This is a genomic window from Nakamurella flava (assembly GCF_005298075.1).
Lineage (GTDB): Bacteria > Actinomycetota > Actinomycetes > Mycobacteriales > Nakamurellaceae > Nakamurella > Nakamurella flava.
This window is the reverse complement of record NZ_SZZH01000004.1, coordinates 139,391-154,866: the sequence shown is the minus strand read 5'-3', so window position 1 is coordinate 154,866 and position 15,476 is coordinate 139,391. Positions and strand designations below refer to the sequence as shown.

At 71.7% G+C, this 15,476-nt stretch carries 11 protein-coding genes; 5 read left to right on the top strand and 6 right to left on the bottom strand.

Annotated elements, in window-relative coordinates; genetic code table 11:
* Nucleotides 1-52: 52 nt before the first annotated feature.
* The 5 genes from FDO65_RS16520 to FDO65_RS16500 form a co-directional block, all read right to left on the bottom strand.
* Entirely contained in the window at nucleotides 53-733 is a 681-nt protein-coding gene (locus FDO65_RS16520) for a helix-turn-helix domain-containing protein (RefSeq protein ID WP_137450830.1), read from the bottom strand.
* Nucleotides 734-859: 126 nt separating this feature from the next.
* On the bottom strand, nucleotides 860-2,191 hold the full coding sequence (locus FDO65_RS16515; RefSeq protein WP_137450829.1) for an ammonium transporter: 1,332 nt from the start codon (nucleotides 2,189-2,191) through the stop codon (nucleotides 860-862).
* Between the two features lie 207 nt (nucleotides 2,192-2,398).
* A complete protein-coding gene (locus tag FDO65_RS16510; RefSeq protein WP_137450828.1) occupies nucleotides 2,399-3,514 on the bottom strand; it encodes a vWA domain-containing protein in 1,116 nt (371 codons plus the stop codon).
* 259 nt (nucleotides 3,515-3,773) lie between these two features.
* Nucleotides 3,774-4,964: an ATP-binding protein gene (locus tag FDO65_RS16505; protein ID WP_137450827.1), complete on the bottom strand. Its 1,191-nt coding sequence runs from the start codon at nucleotides 4,962-4,964 to the stop codon at nucleotides 3,774-3,776.
* Between the two features lie 225 nt (nucleotides 4,965-5,189).
* A complete protein-coding gene (locus tag FDO65_RS16500) occupies nucleotides 5,190-6,047 on the bottom strand; it encodes an AAA family ATPase (protein WP_137450962.1) in 858 nt (285 codons plus the stop codon).
* 187 nt (nucleotides 6,048-6,234) lie between these two features.
* On the opposite strand from FDO65_RS16500, the gene FDO65_RS16495 reads away from it, so the two are divergent.
* The 5 genes from FDO65_RS16495 (at nucleotide 6,235) to FDO65_RS16475 (ending at nucleotide 13,739) form a co-directional block, all read left to right on the top strand.
* Nucleotides 6,235-8,322, top strand: a complete 2,088-nt coding sequence (locus FDO65_RS16495; protein ID WP_137450826.1) for a hydantoinase/oxoprolinase family protein — start codon at nucleotides 6,235-6,237, stop codon at nucleotides 8,320-8,322.
* The gene (locus tag FDO65_RS16490; RefSeq protein WP_205850110.1) at nucleotides 8,322-10,325 is read left to right on the top strand and encodes a hydantoinase B/oxoprolinase family protein; all 2,004 of its coding nucleotides are present in this window, start codon (nucleotides 8,322-8,324) and stop codon (nucleotides 10,323-10,325) included. The genes FDO65_RS16495 and FDO65_RS16490 overlap by 1 nt, the downstream gene beginning before the upstream one ends.
* Nucleotides 10,322-11,017: an NAD(P)H-binding protein gene (locus FDO65_RS16485; protein WP_137450825.1), complete on the top strand. Its 696-nt coding sequence runs from the start codon at nucleotides 10,322-10,324 to the stop codon at nucleotides 11,015-11,017. The genes FDO65_RS16490 and FDO65_RS16485 overlap by 4 nt, the downstream gene beginning before the upstream one ends.
* Nucleotides 11,018-11,126: 109 nt before the next feature.
* The gene (locus tag FDO65_RS16480) at nucleotides 11,127-12,056 is read left to right on the top strand and encodes a carbamate kinase (protein ID WP_137450824.1); all 930 of its coding nucleotides are present in this window, start codon (nucleotides 11,127-11,129) and stop codon (nucleotides 12,054-12,056) included.
* A 135-nt stretch (nucleotides 12,057-12,191) separates the two neighbouring features.
* Nucleotides 12,192-13,739, top strand: a complete 1,548-nt coding sequence (locus FDO65_RS16475; RefSeq protein ID WP_137450823.1) for a carboxyl transferase domain-containing protein — start codon at nucleotides 12,192-12,194, stop codon at nucleotides 13,737-13,739.
* Between the two features lie 7 nt (nucleotides 13,740-13,746).
* Here the strand turns inward: FDO65_RS16475 and FDO65_RS16470 are convergent, their stop codons facing one another.
* Entirely contained in the window at nucleotides 13,747-15,435 is a 1,689-nt protein-coding gene (locus tag FDO65_RS16470; RefSeq protein ID WP_205850109.1) for a PucR family transcriptional regulator, read from the bottom strand.
* Between the last annotated feature and the right edge of the window lie 41 nt (nucleotides 15,436-15,476).

Sequence of the window (15,476 nt, the reverse complement as noted above, 5' to 3'; positions counted from 1 at the left end):
AGGCACGGGTGCGACGGCCGAACAGCGGCTCGCAGCGCCCGGATCCGCTCGGTCAGGGCGACGCCGGCGCGTCGCCGTACGCGGTGACCGACAGGAAGCGCACCGGGACCTCGGACAGCTCCTCGGGGCCGTGGGGGCCCTCACCGTCGAACTGCAACGCGTCCCCGGGTTGCAAGGTGTAGCGGGTCTCGCCGTGCCCGTAGATCATGCGGCCCTCCAGCATGAAGAGCAGTTCGGTGCCGGGGTGCTGGAAGAGCGGGAACACCTCCGAGGCCTCGGTCAACGTGACGAGGACGGCCTCCATGCGCTTGTGCGGCCCCCGCAGGGCGCCGAGCAGCTCGTAGAGGTGCCCCTGGCGGGACCCTCGGCGGACGATCCGCGCGCCATGGCCGGCGGGGACGAACACCGCCTCCCGCTCGGCGTCGATCCCCCGGAACAGGGCGGTCACCGGCACCTCGAGTCCCGCGGCGAGCCGGGCCAGAGTGGTGAGACTGCAGGACGTCTGCGCGTTCTCGATCTTCGACAGCATCGCCTTGGAGATGCCGACGCGCTCGGCCATGTCGGCCACCGACAGGCCCGCCGCGGACCGGTAGAAGCGGACCTGGGCAGCGATGCTCCGTTCGAGGTCGCCCTCGCGGGGGCCGGATGGTTCGCGACGGATCTCGCGGGCCGGGGAGCCGGTGCCGACCGCTTCCGCGCCGGACTCGTCTCTGGCCAGGTCCTCGACTGTCATGGTCACAGTGTCCTCCCGGACGGTGCGCAGGATCGGGGGCGCGGCGGGCACGCCGCTCGGGGTCGAGAAAAGGAGATGGCGGCGCCGGGAAACCCGGCGCCGCCATCGATCACTGCCGATCCCGCATCAGGCGGTGTGCGGGGCCACCAGCTTCTGGTGGTGCGCCCCGGAAGCCGGGACGACGGAACCGTCGTCCTCGCCGGCGCCGGCCGAGCCCAGGTCGTAGGCGGTCTCGCTGTGCAGCACGAGGTCGACCCCGGCGCGTTCGGTTTCCGCGTCGACCCGCAGCCCCATGGTCTTGTGCAGCACCAGCGCGATCAGCAGGGTGACGACGAACGAGTACGCCATCACCGAGCCGGCCGCGACGGCCTGCTCCCCGAGCAGCTCCCAGCCCCCGCCGTAGAACAGTCCGGACCGGCCGTTGGGGGCGGCGTCGGTGGCCAGCAGTCCGATGAGCAGGGTGCCGATGATGCCCCCGACCAGGTGCACCCCGACGACGTCGAGAGCGTCGTCGTAGCCGAAGCGCCGCTTGAGCCCGATGGCCAGCGGGCAGACCGCGCCGGCGATCAGGCCGATCACGATCGCGCCGATCGGGGACACCGCGCCGCAGGACGGGGTGATCGCGACGAGCCCGGCGATCAGGCCGGACGCCGCGCCGAGGGTGGTGGCATGGCCGTCGCGGAGTTTCTCGACGACCAGCCAGGCCAGCAGCGAGGCGCAGGCGGCGACGAACGTCGTCATGAACACCACGGACGCCGCTGTCCCGGCGGCGAGCGCGGAGCCGGCGTTGAACCCGAACCAGCCGAACCACAGGATGCCGGCACCCAGCACCGTGGCGGGCAGGTTGTGGGGGCGGGGAGAGCGCGGCCAGCCGAGCCGTCGACCCAGGACGAGCACGACGGCCAGACCGGCGATCCCGGCGTTGATGTGGACGGCGGTGCCGCCGGCGAAGTCGATGGCCTTGAGCTGGTTGGCGATCCATCCGCCGGTGACCGAACCGTCGGGGGCGTCGAAGGCGAAGACCCAGTGCGCGACGGGCAAGTAGACCAGCGTGACCCACAGGCCGCTGAAGACCATCCACGGGCCGAACTTCATGCGGTCGGCCACGGCGCCGGCGACCAGGGCCACCGTGATGGCGGCGAACAACGCCTGGAAGGCGGCGACCAGCATGGGCGGCAGCGTGGCATCCGGGGTCGGGGCCATCAGCTGCCCGAGCCCGAGGTACTCGGTCGGATCGCCGAGCAGGCCGCGGCCGCCCAGGGAATTGCCGAAGACGGCGGAGTAGCCGTACAGCACCCACAGCACACCGGTCAGGGCCACGGCGCCGAAGACCATCATCATCATGTTGAGCGTGCTGCGGGCGGCGGTCATCCCGCCGTAGAACAGGGCGAGGCCGGGGATCATCAGGGCGACGGCCGCTGATGCGGCCAGGATCCAGGCGGTACTTCCGGTGTCCATGCAGAGACCTTCCGGGTTCGAGTCGGTCGGGACGACCAGTGACAATCGGACGCGACACAGTGCGGTCGGAGCGCGAGGAACCCGAACTTCGGACCACTGTGATGAGGCGTTGGCTCATGACAGTGGACACCGGCTGTGTTACTGCTCGCCGTGTCTGTGGTTACGGGTGTGTGTCGTTGGCCGTAGCCGAGGCCCGGTCCGCAGCTGTCAGGACCGGGCGACGAGCTCAGCCACTTCGGCGAACGCGGCCAGCGAATGCCCGGCGACGAAATGGTCGCAGTGCGGTAGCACGGCGAGCACGCCGCGTTGGACGGGTTCGTAGTCTGCTCGGCCCTGGTGCGGGGTCGCCCAGATCACCCGGTGGGCGATGCGTCGGAGTCGGGCGGCCTGGTCGGCGAGCAGGTCGGGTTCGCCCCGTTCCCACCCGTCGCTGAACACGACGACCACCGCGCCGCGGGCCATCCCGGGCCGGCCCCACCGGTCGAGGAACACCTGCAGCGATTCGCCCAGCCGGGTGCCGCCCGACCAGTCGGGCACGGTGGCCCCGGCCGCGGCGAGCGCTCGCTCGGGGTCCTCGGTCCGCAGGGCACGAGTCACGTGCGTCAGACGCGTTCCGACGGTGAAGGTCTCGACCGTCCCGCCCTGGCGGCGGGTCGCGACGGTGCAGCGGTGGGCGAAGCGCAGCAGGGCGTCGGCGTAGGCCCGCATCGAGCCGGAGACGTCGACCAGCAGGATGACCCGGCGGGGTCGGCGCCCACGCCGGCGCCGGGCCAATTCGGCCGCTTCGCCGCCCTGCCGGAGCGCGTTCCGCAGGGTTCGGCCGACATCCACTTCACCGCGGTGCCAACGCTGATGCCGGGCCGTCCGCCGCAGGGGCGGCCGCGGGTGCAACGACGCGAACAACCCGGCGAGACGCCGGCGATCGTCCGCGGACAGCTCGGCGATGTCCCGGCTGCGCAGCACGTCGGTGTCGCTGACCAGCGCCCGGATGACCTCGCTCTCGCCCTCTTCCGGGCCGGAGTCCCCGTCGCGGTCGGGCAGCGGCGCCCGGGCGGTCGTGCGGGACCGGTCGGCCGGGGCCTGCCGGGGTCCGGCGTGCCGGGAGAAGAAGGCCGGGAAGACCAGGTCGAAACGGGCCAGGTCGTCCGGGCTGGCGCACAGCGTCGCCCGCCCGGCCAAATGAACGCCCCGGGCGGTGTCGGCCCCGACCACCGCGACAGCGGCCAGGAATGTCTGTGCGCGATCGGGAGTCACTGCGACGCCGGCCACCCGGAGGGCGTGGACGAAGGCGAGGAGTACCTCGTCGGCGTCGCGGCTGATCATGGTCCGACCGTACTCAGCAGTGTGGAGTTCCGACGCTGCGAACCCGCGTTGTCGCCGTGCCGTGGAGGCTGGGCCGGGGGCAACCGCAGCTACGCTGCTTGGCCAGGGCGGACAGGATCGGCATGTCAGCCGTGAAGCCTCAGGAGCGTCACCAGTAGGTTGACGTCAGCCCACGGCATCAGTGTCGACGACCGAGCCCGGTACCAGGACGTGGACCTTGTAGCGGCTGGTCTCGCGGGCGGTCATCAGCGGGGGTCTCCTACATGCCGGTCGAGGGTGACGGATGTTCTGGGGCCGCGGGCTGCAGGTCCTCATGATCGACCGAGCTGGCGGCGTGCTCACGGAGGTACTCGCGGAGCTGGGGCAGGGTGTAGTCGATACGGCCGTGCCCGGCGGGGGTGATCAGATCGGCGGCGATCAATCGCCGGCGGTACTGAGCGGCGTAATTGGTGTCGACCCCCATTCGGTCGGCGATAGTCGCGGTGCGAGACGGGCCCTGGTCCAGGGCCATGGCGGTCAGGAAGGTCCGGTCGACGTCGGACAAGTCCTGCAGGGCAGGTTCGTGGACCAGTGATCCCAGGCGTCTTCGCGCAGCCTGGACGCCGGCGGCAGCCGCGGTGGTGTCGATCAGCGTGGTCGGTTGGCCGTTGGTGAGGGTCCTGCACGTCCAGTAGCCGACCAGCTGGATGAGGAACGGGTAACCCCCCGTGCCGCGGGTGGCCATGTCGAGCGCTGCGTCGGTGATCTCGTATCCGGCGGCATGGAGCGGGGTGCGGAGGGCGTCGGATACGTCGGCGGGGTCGACGGCGCCCAGGTGGTGGCGGTCGGCTCGGCGCAGGAAGGTCAGGACATCGTCGTTGAGGAGGTCGGTAATGGCGGCGGGCAGGCCGGCGCCGGCGAAGGCGATGGGGCGCTGTTCGCGGAAGCAGTGCTGCAGGGTGGCCACCAACTCGCGCATGCCGGCTCGGTCGGCTCGGTGTAGCTCGTCGACGGTGATGAGCAGACCGGTGCTGTGATCGGCGAGATGGTCGGTCAGGGCGTTGATCTGGGCCCGCAGATCGAGCTGTTGGGCGGCAGCCGGCGGTTGCCATGTCACGCCGCCCAGGTGGAACGGCAGGCTCACGGAGGTGAGTCGCCGGCGGGTTTCCGCACCGCCGACGGCTACCTCGAGCTGGGCGGCGACTTCGGGCAGGCGGGATTGGACGAGGCGATCGACGATGCCGGGCACTCCGGTCTCGGAGACGACCACCCATCCCCGTTCCCGGGCCAGGGACTCGGCCTCGTTGAGCATCACGGTCTTCCCGACCCCGCGCAGACCGGTGTACAGGGTTGCCCTACCAGGAGCACCAGGGCCAGACTCGAGCGCGTCAACGAAGTCCAGCAGCTCGGCGTCGCGGCCGACCAGCAGCGGCGGGTTGACGCCGAACGACGGCCGGAACGGGTTCTCCACCCGCTACCCCCTTTACCAAGCTTTCACTTCTTTTCACTTTACCTGCCGCTGATGGCGGGATGACGGCCAGCGCCTGCGCAGAGCAGAACAAGGGTGCGCAGGATCAAGCAGGCCGGCCGGTTGGCCGGAAGGCGATATCAGTGACTGCGCTATGGCGTAGGCGGATGCCCCTCGGGATGAAGACGCCGGTTCCGCAACGTCGGCGAGAGCGATCATCCATAGCGCTCACGGTCGCAGCAGCCGGTCCAGCGCCAGCCGCACCCGATCGACATCCTCCCGGTACTTCACCAGGGCGCCGAGAGTGGCCGCGGCCGAGGCCAGATCGAGTTCGGCGGCGCCGAGGTGGTGCAGGGCCCGCGCCCAGTCCAGGGTCTCGGCGACCCCGGGTGGCTTCTGTAGGGATTCCGCGGTACGCAGGCGCTGGACGACCTCGACGACCTGGCGGCGCAGCGTCTCCGACACCTCCGGCGCCCGGGACCGGGCGATGCGCAGCTCCTGGTCCAGGTCCGGGTGGTCGACCCAGTGGTAGAGGCAGCGGCGCTTGAGGGCGTCGTGCAGTTCGCGGGTGCGGTTGGAGGTCAGCACCACCACCGGCGGTGTCTTGGCACTGACCGTGCCGTACTCGGGGATCGAGACCTGGTACGTCGAGAGCACTTCCAACAGGAAAGCCTCGAACTCGTCGTCGGCCCGGTCGATCTCGTCGATCAGCAGCACCGCCGGACTCTGCTGCAGGGCCTGCAGCACCGGCCGGGCGGAAAGGAAACGTTCGCTGTAGACGCTCTGCTCGGCTTCGGCGACGGTCTCGCGGGTGACGCCGCCGGCCGCCTCCAGTGCCCGCAGGTGCAGGATCTGCTGCGGGAAGTTCCAGTCGTAGAGCGCCTGCGCGGCGTCGATGCCCTCGTAGCACTGCAACCGCACCAGTGGGATCGACAGCGCCTGGGCGAGCGCCTCGGCCAGCGCCGTCTTGCCCGTCCCCGGCTCGCCCTCCAGCAGGACCGGACGCTGCATCCGCAGGGCCAGGAAGGTGACCGTGGCCAGCGCGTCGTCGCTGAGATACCCGGTGCCCTGCAACAGCTCGGACATGTCGGCGGCGGATTCGGGAGCCACGGGTCAAGACTACGGCGCGGCTCCGCGCGCCGACCTGGCAAGAGTTGGACAACATGTGGGCGGACGACGGCAAGAATTGCTGTGGTCCCGGGTCCGGGTGGTCGGTTGAATCCAACCTCAGACAGACGACGGCACGGGGCGACGTCGCGGAACAGGAGCAGTCATGGCCCGGAGCATCCGGATCGGCATCGACACCGGCGGCACGTTCACCGATGTCGTCGCCTTCGACGAGGAGTCGGGGGAGCTGGTCACCACCAAGACCCCGTCGACACCCAGCAACCCGGCCGACGGATTCCTGGCCGGGATCGACAAGGTGCTCGCCCTCGTCGGGGGGAGCGCCGCCGACGTCGACGCGGTCAGCCACGGGACGACGGTCGCGACCAACCAGCTCCTGGAGGGCAAGGTCGACCGGCTCGGCTTGATCACCAACGCCGGATACGAGGCGATGCTGGAGATCGCCCGGCAGTCCGTGCCCGACGGGTACGGCAACTCCTACTTCTGGGTCAAGCCCGACCGCATCGTCCCGCGCCATCTGGTGAAAGGGGTGGAGGGCCGGCTCGGCGTCGACGGCGAGGAGGTGCGCCCCTTCGACGAGGGCGGGGCTCGGGCCGTCGCCCGGTGGTTCCGCGATCAGGGCGTCAACACGCTGGGCGTCTGTTTCCTGCACGCCTACGCCAACTCCGATCACGAGGACCGGATGCGGGCCATCCTCGCGCAGGAACATCCCGGTGCGGTGGTGTCGGTGTCCAGCGAGGTGCTGCGCGAGTACCGCGAGTACGAGCGGGCCATGACGACTCTCGTCGACGCCGCCGTGAAGCCGCGCCTGTCCGCCTATGTCCGCAACATCGCCCAGCGGCTCAACGCCCTCGACGGCCGGACCATCCCCTTCTACGTCATGAAGTCCAACGGCGGGGTGCTGTCCGCCGACGAGGTCGTCCACCAGCCGATCACCACGGTGCTCTCCGGCCCGGCGGCCGGGGCGCTCGGAGCCGCGCTGATCGCCAAGGTCGCCGGGTTCGACAAGGTGCTCACCTCCGACGGCGGCGGCACCTCCACCGACGTCAGCGTCGTCATCGACGGCGAGCCGACGCTGACCACCGAGGGATCGGTCGGGGCGTTCCCGTCCAAGATCCCGATGATCGATGTCGTCACCGTCGGCGCCGGCGGCGGCTCCATCGCCTGGCTGTCGCCCGAGGGCACCCTCAAGGTCGGGCCGCAGTCGGCCGGCGCCGATCCCGGTCCGCTCTGCTACGGCAAGGGTGGTCAGGACGTCACCATCACCGACGCCCACGTGTTCCTCGGCCGCATCCCGCCGCACCTGCTGGGCGGCGAGATCCAGCTGCACACCGAGGCCGCCCACCGCGGCATCGAGATCCTCGCCGACAAGCTGGGTCTGAGCCCGGAGGCCTGCGCCACCGGCATCCTGGAGATCTCCGCCTGGAACCAGGCCAACGCGCTGCGCCAGGTCACCGTCAAGCGGGGCCTGGACGTCCGCGACTTCGTCCTGGTCACCTTCGGTGGTTCCGGCTCGCTCCTGCTGTGCCGGTTGATCGACGTGCTCGGTCTGCCCGCCGTCCTGGTGCCGCCCAACCCCGGCAACGTCTCGGCGTTCGGCCTGCTGACGGTGGACGTCAAGAACGACTACGTGCAGACCCATGTGGCGTTGCCGGACGAGCTCGACCCGGCCGTCGTCGCCGGCATCTACGACGGGCTCACCGCGCAGGCCGCGAAGGCCCTGGCCACCGAGGGCTTCCCACCCGAGGAGCACGTCTACTCGCGCACCGCCGACGTCCGCTACTTCGGTCAGGCCTTCGAGGTGCGGGTCCCCGTGCCCGAGGGGCCGATCGACGCCGACGTGCTGGCCGAGGTCGCCCGCCGGTTCCACGCCGAGCACACCGCGCTCTACGGCTACGACTTCGCCGGTGACCCGACCCAGCAGGTCGAGTGGGTCAACCTGCGGGTGTCGGGCATCGGCCCCATCCAGCGACCGGAGATCCGTCGACACCCGTGGGGTGACGGCCGGGTGCCGGCCGAGAAGTCCCGGCGGGGAGTCTGTTTCGACGCCGCCGGCGGGTACGTCGACACCCCGGTGCTCTGGCGGACCGACCTGCGGCCGGGGGTCGTCGTCGACGGCCCGGTGATCATCGAGGAGTTCGGGTCGACCGTCCCCGTGCACCCCGGCTTCAGCGTCCGCGTCGACGACCACCTCAACCTCATCGTCACCCGGCTCGAGTCGAAGGAGAGCAACTGATGTGCACCTGTTCGACCGGCGTCAGTTCGACGGGCCCGGCCTCCGCCACGACCCCATCCGTCGGCGAGAGCCGCCGGGCCCCCACCCAGTTCCCGTTCACCTCGCTGACCGTCGACGCCGGCGCCGGGGCCGACCCGGTGCTCGTCGAGATCGTCCAGGGGTCACTGGCTTCCGTCGAGATGGAGGTCGAGACCGCGATCGCCCGGACCAGCCGGAGCCCGATGATCCGGGACGCCCACGACTTCCGGGCCGGCATCCACGACCGGTTGCTCCGCAAGCTCACCGGCCGGTCGTACTCCGCGCTCGTGCACCCGGTGGCCCGTGACTTCCCCATCGAGCAGATGCGGGAGGGGGACGTGTTCTTCCACAACGACGTCTACCGCTCCGAGGGCGGCATCGGGCACCTGCCCGACCTGTGCGTCACCGTCCCGGTGTTCGCCGGGCCGGCGGGGGATCGTCGGGTCGTGGCGTTCGTGCAGGCCTTCGGCCACCACGACGACATCGGCGGCGCCGTCCCCGGTTCCATGCCCTCGCACGCCACCAGCGTGTTCGAGGAGGGGTTGATGGTCCCGCCGATCCGGTTGTGGGACGCGGGCGTGCCGAACCGCGCCGCGCTGGCCATCATGACCCGCAACTCGCGGATGCCCGAGTCGCTGTCGGCCGACCTCGACGCCGAATGCTCGGCCTGCCTGATGGGCGCCCGCCGACTCGGCGAACTCTTCGACCGGTACGGCGTCGACACCGTCGAATCCTGCTTCGACGCCATCATCAGCCGGACCACCCAGACCTACCGTCGCGAGATCCTGTCCAAGATCCCGGTCGGCAGCTGGGTGTGGGAGGACTACGCCGAGCACGACGGGGTCGACGAACCGCAGCTGCACACCCAGCGGATCACTCTCACCCGCACCCCGGCCGACGACCCGGAGGGGGAGCGGCTCATCCTCGACTTCGGCGGCACCTCGCCGCAGGCCAAGGGCCCGATCAACCACTGCGGCGACTACAGCGACGGCGTCTTCCTCAAGAAGTGGCTGGCGCCGATCCTTCGGAACCTGGCCGACACCCCGGAGCGGATGGCCGAACTCGACGTCAACGAGGGCATCGTGCCGCTCATCGAGATGCGCTTCCCGCCGCCCGGCACCCTGCTCACGCCGGTGTTCCCCGCGCCCACCAACGCGCGCACGTTCGTCATCCTGCGGCTGCTCGGGGTGCTGGCCGGGGTGGTCGCCAAGGCGGTGGACGGTCGGATGCCCGCCGACCAGGAGACGATCCGTTACACCGGCGTGTACGGCGAGGACCTGCACGGCCGCTCGTATCTCATGCGCGAGGTGCTGGGCGGCGGGTCCGGCGGCCGTTACTACGCGGACGGTGAGGACACCATCCACGTGGTGCCCGACTCCCGGAACCTGCCGACCGAGTTCACCGAGGCGCGGTTCCCTTTCCGGGTCGAGTCGCTGTCCCTGGCCGTCGACAGCGGGGGAGCCGGCCAGTTCCGCGGCGGCCTGGGCTATGAGAAGCACATCCGGATGCTCAAGGACGGTCACTTCATGTCGATCGCCGACCGCTCGATCCTCGGCTGCTGGGGGGTCAAGGGCGGCAAGGCCGGTAAGCCGTTCCAGGTCACCATCGACCCGGGCGGGCCGAACGAACGGGAGATCGACGCGCTGGCCGACTCCGAACCCATCAGCGCCGGCGAGGTCGTCCGCATCCGGACCACCGGCGGCGGCGGCTGGGGCGACCCGCTGCAGCGCGACCCGGCGCTGGTCGTGCGGGACGTCCAGTGGCACAAGGTCTCCGCCGCCGCCGCGCTGGCCGACTACGGCGTCGTCCTCACCGGATCGCTCGACGACGACACCCTCGGGTACGACGACGCCGCGACCCGCCGGGAACGCCAGGGTCGGTCGACGGCCGGCACCGCGTTCTTCGACCGCGGTCCCGGCTACTCGACCCTGGCCGGCGGGGCCAGCCATGCCGCGGTCGACGTCCCGATGGCGGCGGCGCGGTGAACGATCCGGCCGGGCCGCGGCGGGTCGCCGTCTTCGGCGGTCATGGCAAGACCGGCCGGGCCGTCATCGCGGCACTGATCGAACGAGGCGCGGAACCCGTCCCGTTGGGACGCGCGGAGTGGCCCGCACTCGGGACGGCGCTGATCGGTTGCCAGGCGGCGTGTGTGATCGCCCCCAATCTGCACCCGGACGAACCGGACTACGTCGCAACGGTTCTCGGTGCCCTGACCCGGGCCGGTGTGCCGCGGGTCGTCTACCACTCGGTGGCCTCACCCTACGCGCCGGACATGCCGCACCACGTCGGCAAGGCCCGTTCCGAGGACCTGGTCCGCCGGTCCGGGCTGTCCTGGACGATCCTGCAACCCGGGGCGTACCGGGAGAACCTGGACCTGTCCGGGCCGACGGTCACCGTGCCGTACGACGTCGACGCCGTGTTCGGGTTCCTCGACCTGGCCGATCTCGGTGCGGTGGCCGCCACCGTGCTGCTCGATGCCTCTCACGCGGGGGCGACCTACGAGCTGGCGACCCGGCAGGCCACCGTGCGCGAGCTGGCGGCCGAGTGTGGGCTGACGGCACAGCAGGTACCCAACGAGGTGGAGCATCCGTGGCTGCGGGCGATGTTCGACTACTACGACCGGCACGGCCTGCCGGTGGGTCTCGGCGTGCTGCGGCACCTGCTCGGATCCCGGTGACGGCTGACGGGCCCGGCCGGCGGTCCCTGGCAACAACTGCCCGCGCCGGCCACGATTTTCGCGCATTCCTGCCCATGTCCGCTGGTCGGAGCGTCCCTAGGTTGAGGCCATGAGAGTCCTGCTCGCCCTGGGCGGCAACGCCATGACGAACGCCGAGGGGCGCGCCCAGCCCGAGGACCAGATCGCCGCCGCCCAGGTGGCCATGGCCGCGGTCGCCGAGCTCCTCGGCCGCGACGTCGAGGTCGTTCTCACCCACGGCAACGGCCCGCAGGTGGGCAACCTGCTGGTGAAGAACGAACTGGCCGCCGGCGTGGTGCCGCCCGTCCCCCTGGACTGGTGCGGGGCGCAGACGCAGGGCACGCTCGGGGTCGTCCTGATGAACGCCCTGGACGCCGCGCTGGCCGACCGGGGTATCGACCGTCCCGCCGCGACGCTGGTCACCCGGACCCGGGTCGACGCCGACGATCCGGGTTTCACCACCCCCACCAAGCCCATCGGGCGGCACCTGCCGAAGGTGCAGGCGCAGGTGCTCGTCGACCGCGGCGAGACCTGGCAGGACCGCGGGGCGAAGGGGTGGCGACGGGTCGTCGCATCGCCCGAACCCCGCGAGATCCTCGACGCCCCAGCGGTCGTCGCCCTCATCGCGGCCGGGTTCGTCGTCATCGCCAACGGCGGCGGCGGGGTTCCGGGGATCCGCGAGAACGGCCGGCTACGCGGGGTCGAGGCCGTCATCGACAAGGATCTCGGGGCCGCGTTGCTGGCCCGGTCGATCGGCGCCGACGTACTGGTCATCGGCACCGATGTGGCGCACGCCGTCCTGCACTGGGGGACCCCGCAAGCCCGGGACGTCGGAACGGTGACCGTCGCGCGGATGCGCGAGCTGGCCGCCGAGGGACATTTCGCCAGCGGCTCGATGGGCCCGAAGGTCGATGCCGCCTGCCGCTTCGTCGAACAGGGCGGACGGCGGGCGGTCATCACCGACCTGGCCCACCTGGCCGATGCAATCACCGACGACGTGGGGACCGTCATCGTCCCCTGATCGGGGTCGACCCGTCGCCCCCGGCGCCTGCACGGGCGGGCCGGGGGGTTCGATCGACGGGGGATGTGAAGAACCTCGGCGACCAGCCCCGGGCCGCCCCACCGATACGACGAGCACACCGACCCGGGAGCCCCGATGACCACGACCGAGCAGCACCCGTCGAGCGGACCGCGCGCGGACACGGCCCGAGGTCGGGTGGGCGCGCGGGAACTGCTCGACATCGTGCTGGACCCGGGCAGCTGGCAGAGCTGGGACATCCCGCCGGCCGCGAACGCGGGCGCCGCGCCCGAGTACGCCGCCGAGCTGGCCGCCGCCGCGGCCAAGGCCGGCACGGACGAGGCGCTGATCACCGGCACCGGACGGATCGACGGCCGCACGGTGGCCATCGTCGTCAGCGAGTTCCGTTTCCTGGCCGGATCGATCGGCCGCGCGGCCACCGAGCGACTGGTGGCCGCCGTCGAACGGGCCACCCGGGAGGGTCTGCCGCTGTGCGCCGCCCCGACCTCGGGCGGCACCCGCATGCAGGAGGGCACCCGGGCGTTCGTCGGGATGGTGGCCATCTCGGCGGCCGTCGCCCGGCACAAGGCGGCCGGTCTGCCGTTCATCGTCTACCTCCGCAACCCCACCACCGGCGGGGTGCTCGCCTCCTGGGGGTCGCTCGGCCACTTCACCGCGGCCGAACCCGGCGCGCTCGTCGGCTTCCTCGGCCCCCGCGTCTACGAGGCGTTGTACGGGACGGCGTTCCCGGCCGGCGTGCAGACGGCCGAGAATCTATACCGGCGGGGGTCGATCGACGCCGTCCTGCCGGTGACCGCGCTGGCCGCCGTCGCGTCCCGGGTGCTGAACGTGCTGATGTCGCCGCGCGAGGGACTGCCCGAACTCAGCGAACTGCCCAAGGACGTGCTGGCCGACATCCCGGCTTGGGAATCGGTCACCCGGTCCCGGCGGCCGGACCGGCCGGGCGTCCGGGAGCTGTTGCGGCACGCGGCCACCGACGTCGTGCCGCTCAGTGGGACCGGCGAGGGCGAACAGGACCCCAGCATCCGCATCGCCCTGGCCCGGTTCGGGGGGATCCCGTGCGTCGTCCTCGGCCAGGACCGGCGCAACCAGAGCGAGAGCCAGCAACTCGGCCCGGCCGGCCTGCGTGCCGCGCGCCGCGGCATGCGGCTGGCCCACGAGCTCAACCTGCCGTTGATCAGCATCATCGACACCCCGGGCGCGTCGCTCAGCCAGGAGGCCGAGGAGGGTGCGCTGGCCGGCGAGATCGCCCGCTGTCTGGCCGATCTGGTCGCCCTGCCGGCGCCGACCCTCTGCCTGCTGCTGGGCCAGGGCACCGGCGGCGGTGCCATCGCCCTGCTGCCCGCCGACCGGGTGATCTGCGCCGAGCATGCGTGGCTGTCCCCGCTGCCGCCGGAGGGGGCGTCGGTCATCCTGCACCGCGACGTCGACCGCGCCCCGGAACTGGCTGCGCGCCAACGCATCCGGTCGCGCGACCTGCTCGCCGACGGCATCGTCGACCGCATCGTGTCCGAACGTCCCGACGCTGCGGACGACCCGGAACAGTTCTTCGAGCGGCTCTCGCACGTCCTGCGGTACGAGCTGGCCCGCCTGCTGCGCGCCGACGCCGAGCAGCGGATGGCCGAGCGTTCCGCACGTTTCACCCGCCTGGGGTCGCTGGGTTGAGCCCCGTTCAGCGGGGTCGGGCCAGGCCGCGCATGCCGTGGACGCGCAGGGCCATGGCCAGGGTCATGCGCAGTTCGGCGTCGGTGACGAACGGACCCAGCAGCTGTTCGAGCCGGCCGATCCGGTACCGGAGCGTGTTGTAGTGGATGAACAGGCGCCGCGCGGACTCGGCGACGTTCATGTTGGTGTCGATGAGCAGGCCGAGGGTCCGTCGGTGCTCGGCGGCTTCCGGGGTGTCCAGCGCCAGGTCGCCCAGGGTGTCGCCGACGAAACGGTGCAGGGCGTCGGTGTCCGGGATGAGCGCGAGCAGCCGGTAGGTGCCCAGGTCGTCGAAGTGGGTGATGGCCGACGACCCGTGGATCTGCCGGCCCACGGTGACGGCGTTGAGCGCCTCCTCGTACGCCCGGGGGAGGGCATCGACCGACGTGACGGTCTGCGAGATCCCCGTGCAGAACGTGCGCCGGCCGCCGCCGCCCAGCCCCCGCACGATCGTGACGATCCGGGTGACCTCGTCGACCACGTCCTGCCGGCTGGCCGTGCCCTCGATCGGGAAGAGGGTGACGACCTCCTGACTGAACCCCATGACCGGGGTGGTGGCGTCCCGGGTCGTCGCACTGCGCACCCAGGCCCGGGTGAAGCGGTCCTGCAGGGCCCGGATCTCCTCGGCCGGCCGGGCCGTCTGCTGATCGTCCTCGTCGGTCTCCGCGACGACCACCACCATCGGCCGGTCGATGTCCCAGCCCAGCGACCGGGCGTGGGCGATGGCCTCGGCGCGCCGGCCGGCCCGGCCGGCCAGCGCATCGCGCAGGAACTCGGCGCGGTACTTGCTCTCCACGGCCGACACCGCCTGCGAGCGGGTGATCGCCAGGGCGGCCACCATCGCCGCGCGTTCCAGGGTGGTGACGTCCTGCTCGACCATGACCCGGTCGCTGGCGAACGCGACCAGCCGGCCGAGATCGGTGTTGGCGGCGACGATGCGCACCATCGCCCGGCTGCCGCCGACCGTCGGTTCCGCGGTGACGCCGAAGCGCTGCTCCTCCACCACCAGGCGGCCAGAGGCGTCGAAACACGGGTGTCGGCGCGCATTGTCGAGCTCGGCGACCGCCGTGCTGCTGGTCACCAGGACCCGGCCGTCGGTGTCGGTCACCATGACCGCCCCGTCCATCAGCACCGCCAGGTGATCGGCCAGCTCGTCGAGGCTGCCCCCGGTGAGCACGCTCTGCTCGATCATCCGGTGCACCCGGTCGATGCGATCGAGCAGCAGTGACTGTTCGTGGAGCACCAGCCGGAGGGCGCGCGCGTGCCAGGCCCGTGCGGTCACCTCGTCGGTGGCCAGCACCGGCAGACCCGCCGCGGCCGCCGCGTCCCGGCAGATCGCCAGCTGCCCGTCCGGCAGGTCGGCGAGGACGAGGACCGACACGCCCCGGGCGGCGGCGTCGGCGACCAGAACCGCGGCGCGGGGCATGGTGCCGGACACCACCAGCAGGCAGCGGTCGAGCTCGGCCTCCGGGAGCGCACCGTCGTCGGCGACCGCGGCGCCGCCGATGCGCACGTCGTCCAGCCCCGGGAGTGCGGCCGGCGGACGGAGGGTGGCGTCATCGAGCACCGCGGCCAGGGGCACGGTCACGAACGGCTGCGGGCGAGGCGTCAGCGACCCGACGCCCGGCGGGGAGATCGCGTCGGGGGAAGTGGTCACGCCCGCACCCTACTGGCGGAATCTGCCGGTCCCGGCCGGCG

Bases quoted from the DNA above. Each gene is read 5' to 3' on its own strand.
- FDO65_RS16520 (WP_137450830.1), bottom strand. From the start codon at position 733: ATGACAGTCGAGGACCTGGCCAGAGACGAGTCCGGCGCGGAAGCGGTC.
- FDO65_RS16515 (WP_137450829.1), bottom strand. From the start codon at position 2,191: ATGGACACCGGAAGTACCGCCTGGATCCTGGCCGCATCAGCGGCCGTC.
- FDO65_RS16510 (WP_137450828.1), bottom strand. From the start codon at position 3,514: ATGATCAGCCGCGACGCCGACGAGGTACTCCTCGCCTTCGTCCACGCC.
- FDO65_RS16500 (WP_137450962.1), bottom strand. From the start codon at position 6,047: ATGTCCGAGCTGTTGCAGGGCACCGGGTATCTCAGCGACGACGCGCTG.
- FDO65_RS16495 (WP_137450826.1), top strand. From the start codon at position 6,235: ATGGCCCGGAGCATCCGGATCGGCATCGACACCGGCGGCACGTTCACC.
- FDO65_RS16490 (WP_205850110.1), top strand. From the start codon at position 8,322: ATGTGCACCTGTTCGACCGGCGTCAGTTCGACGGGCCCGGCCTCCGCC.
- FDO65_RS16480 (WP_137450824.1), top strand. From the start codon at position 11,127: ATGAGAGTCCTGCTCGCCCTGGGCGGCAACGCCATGACGAACGCCGAG.
- FDO65_RS16475 (WP_137450823.1), top strand. From the start codon at position 12,192: ATGACCACGACCGAGCAGCACCCGTCGAGCGGACCGCGCGCGGACACG.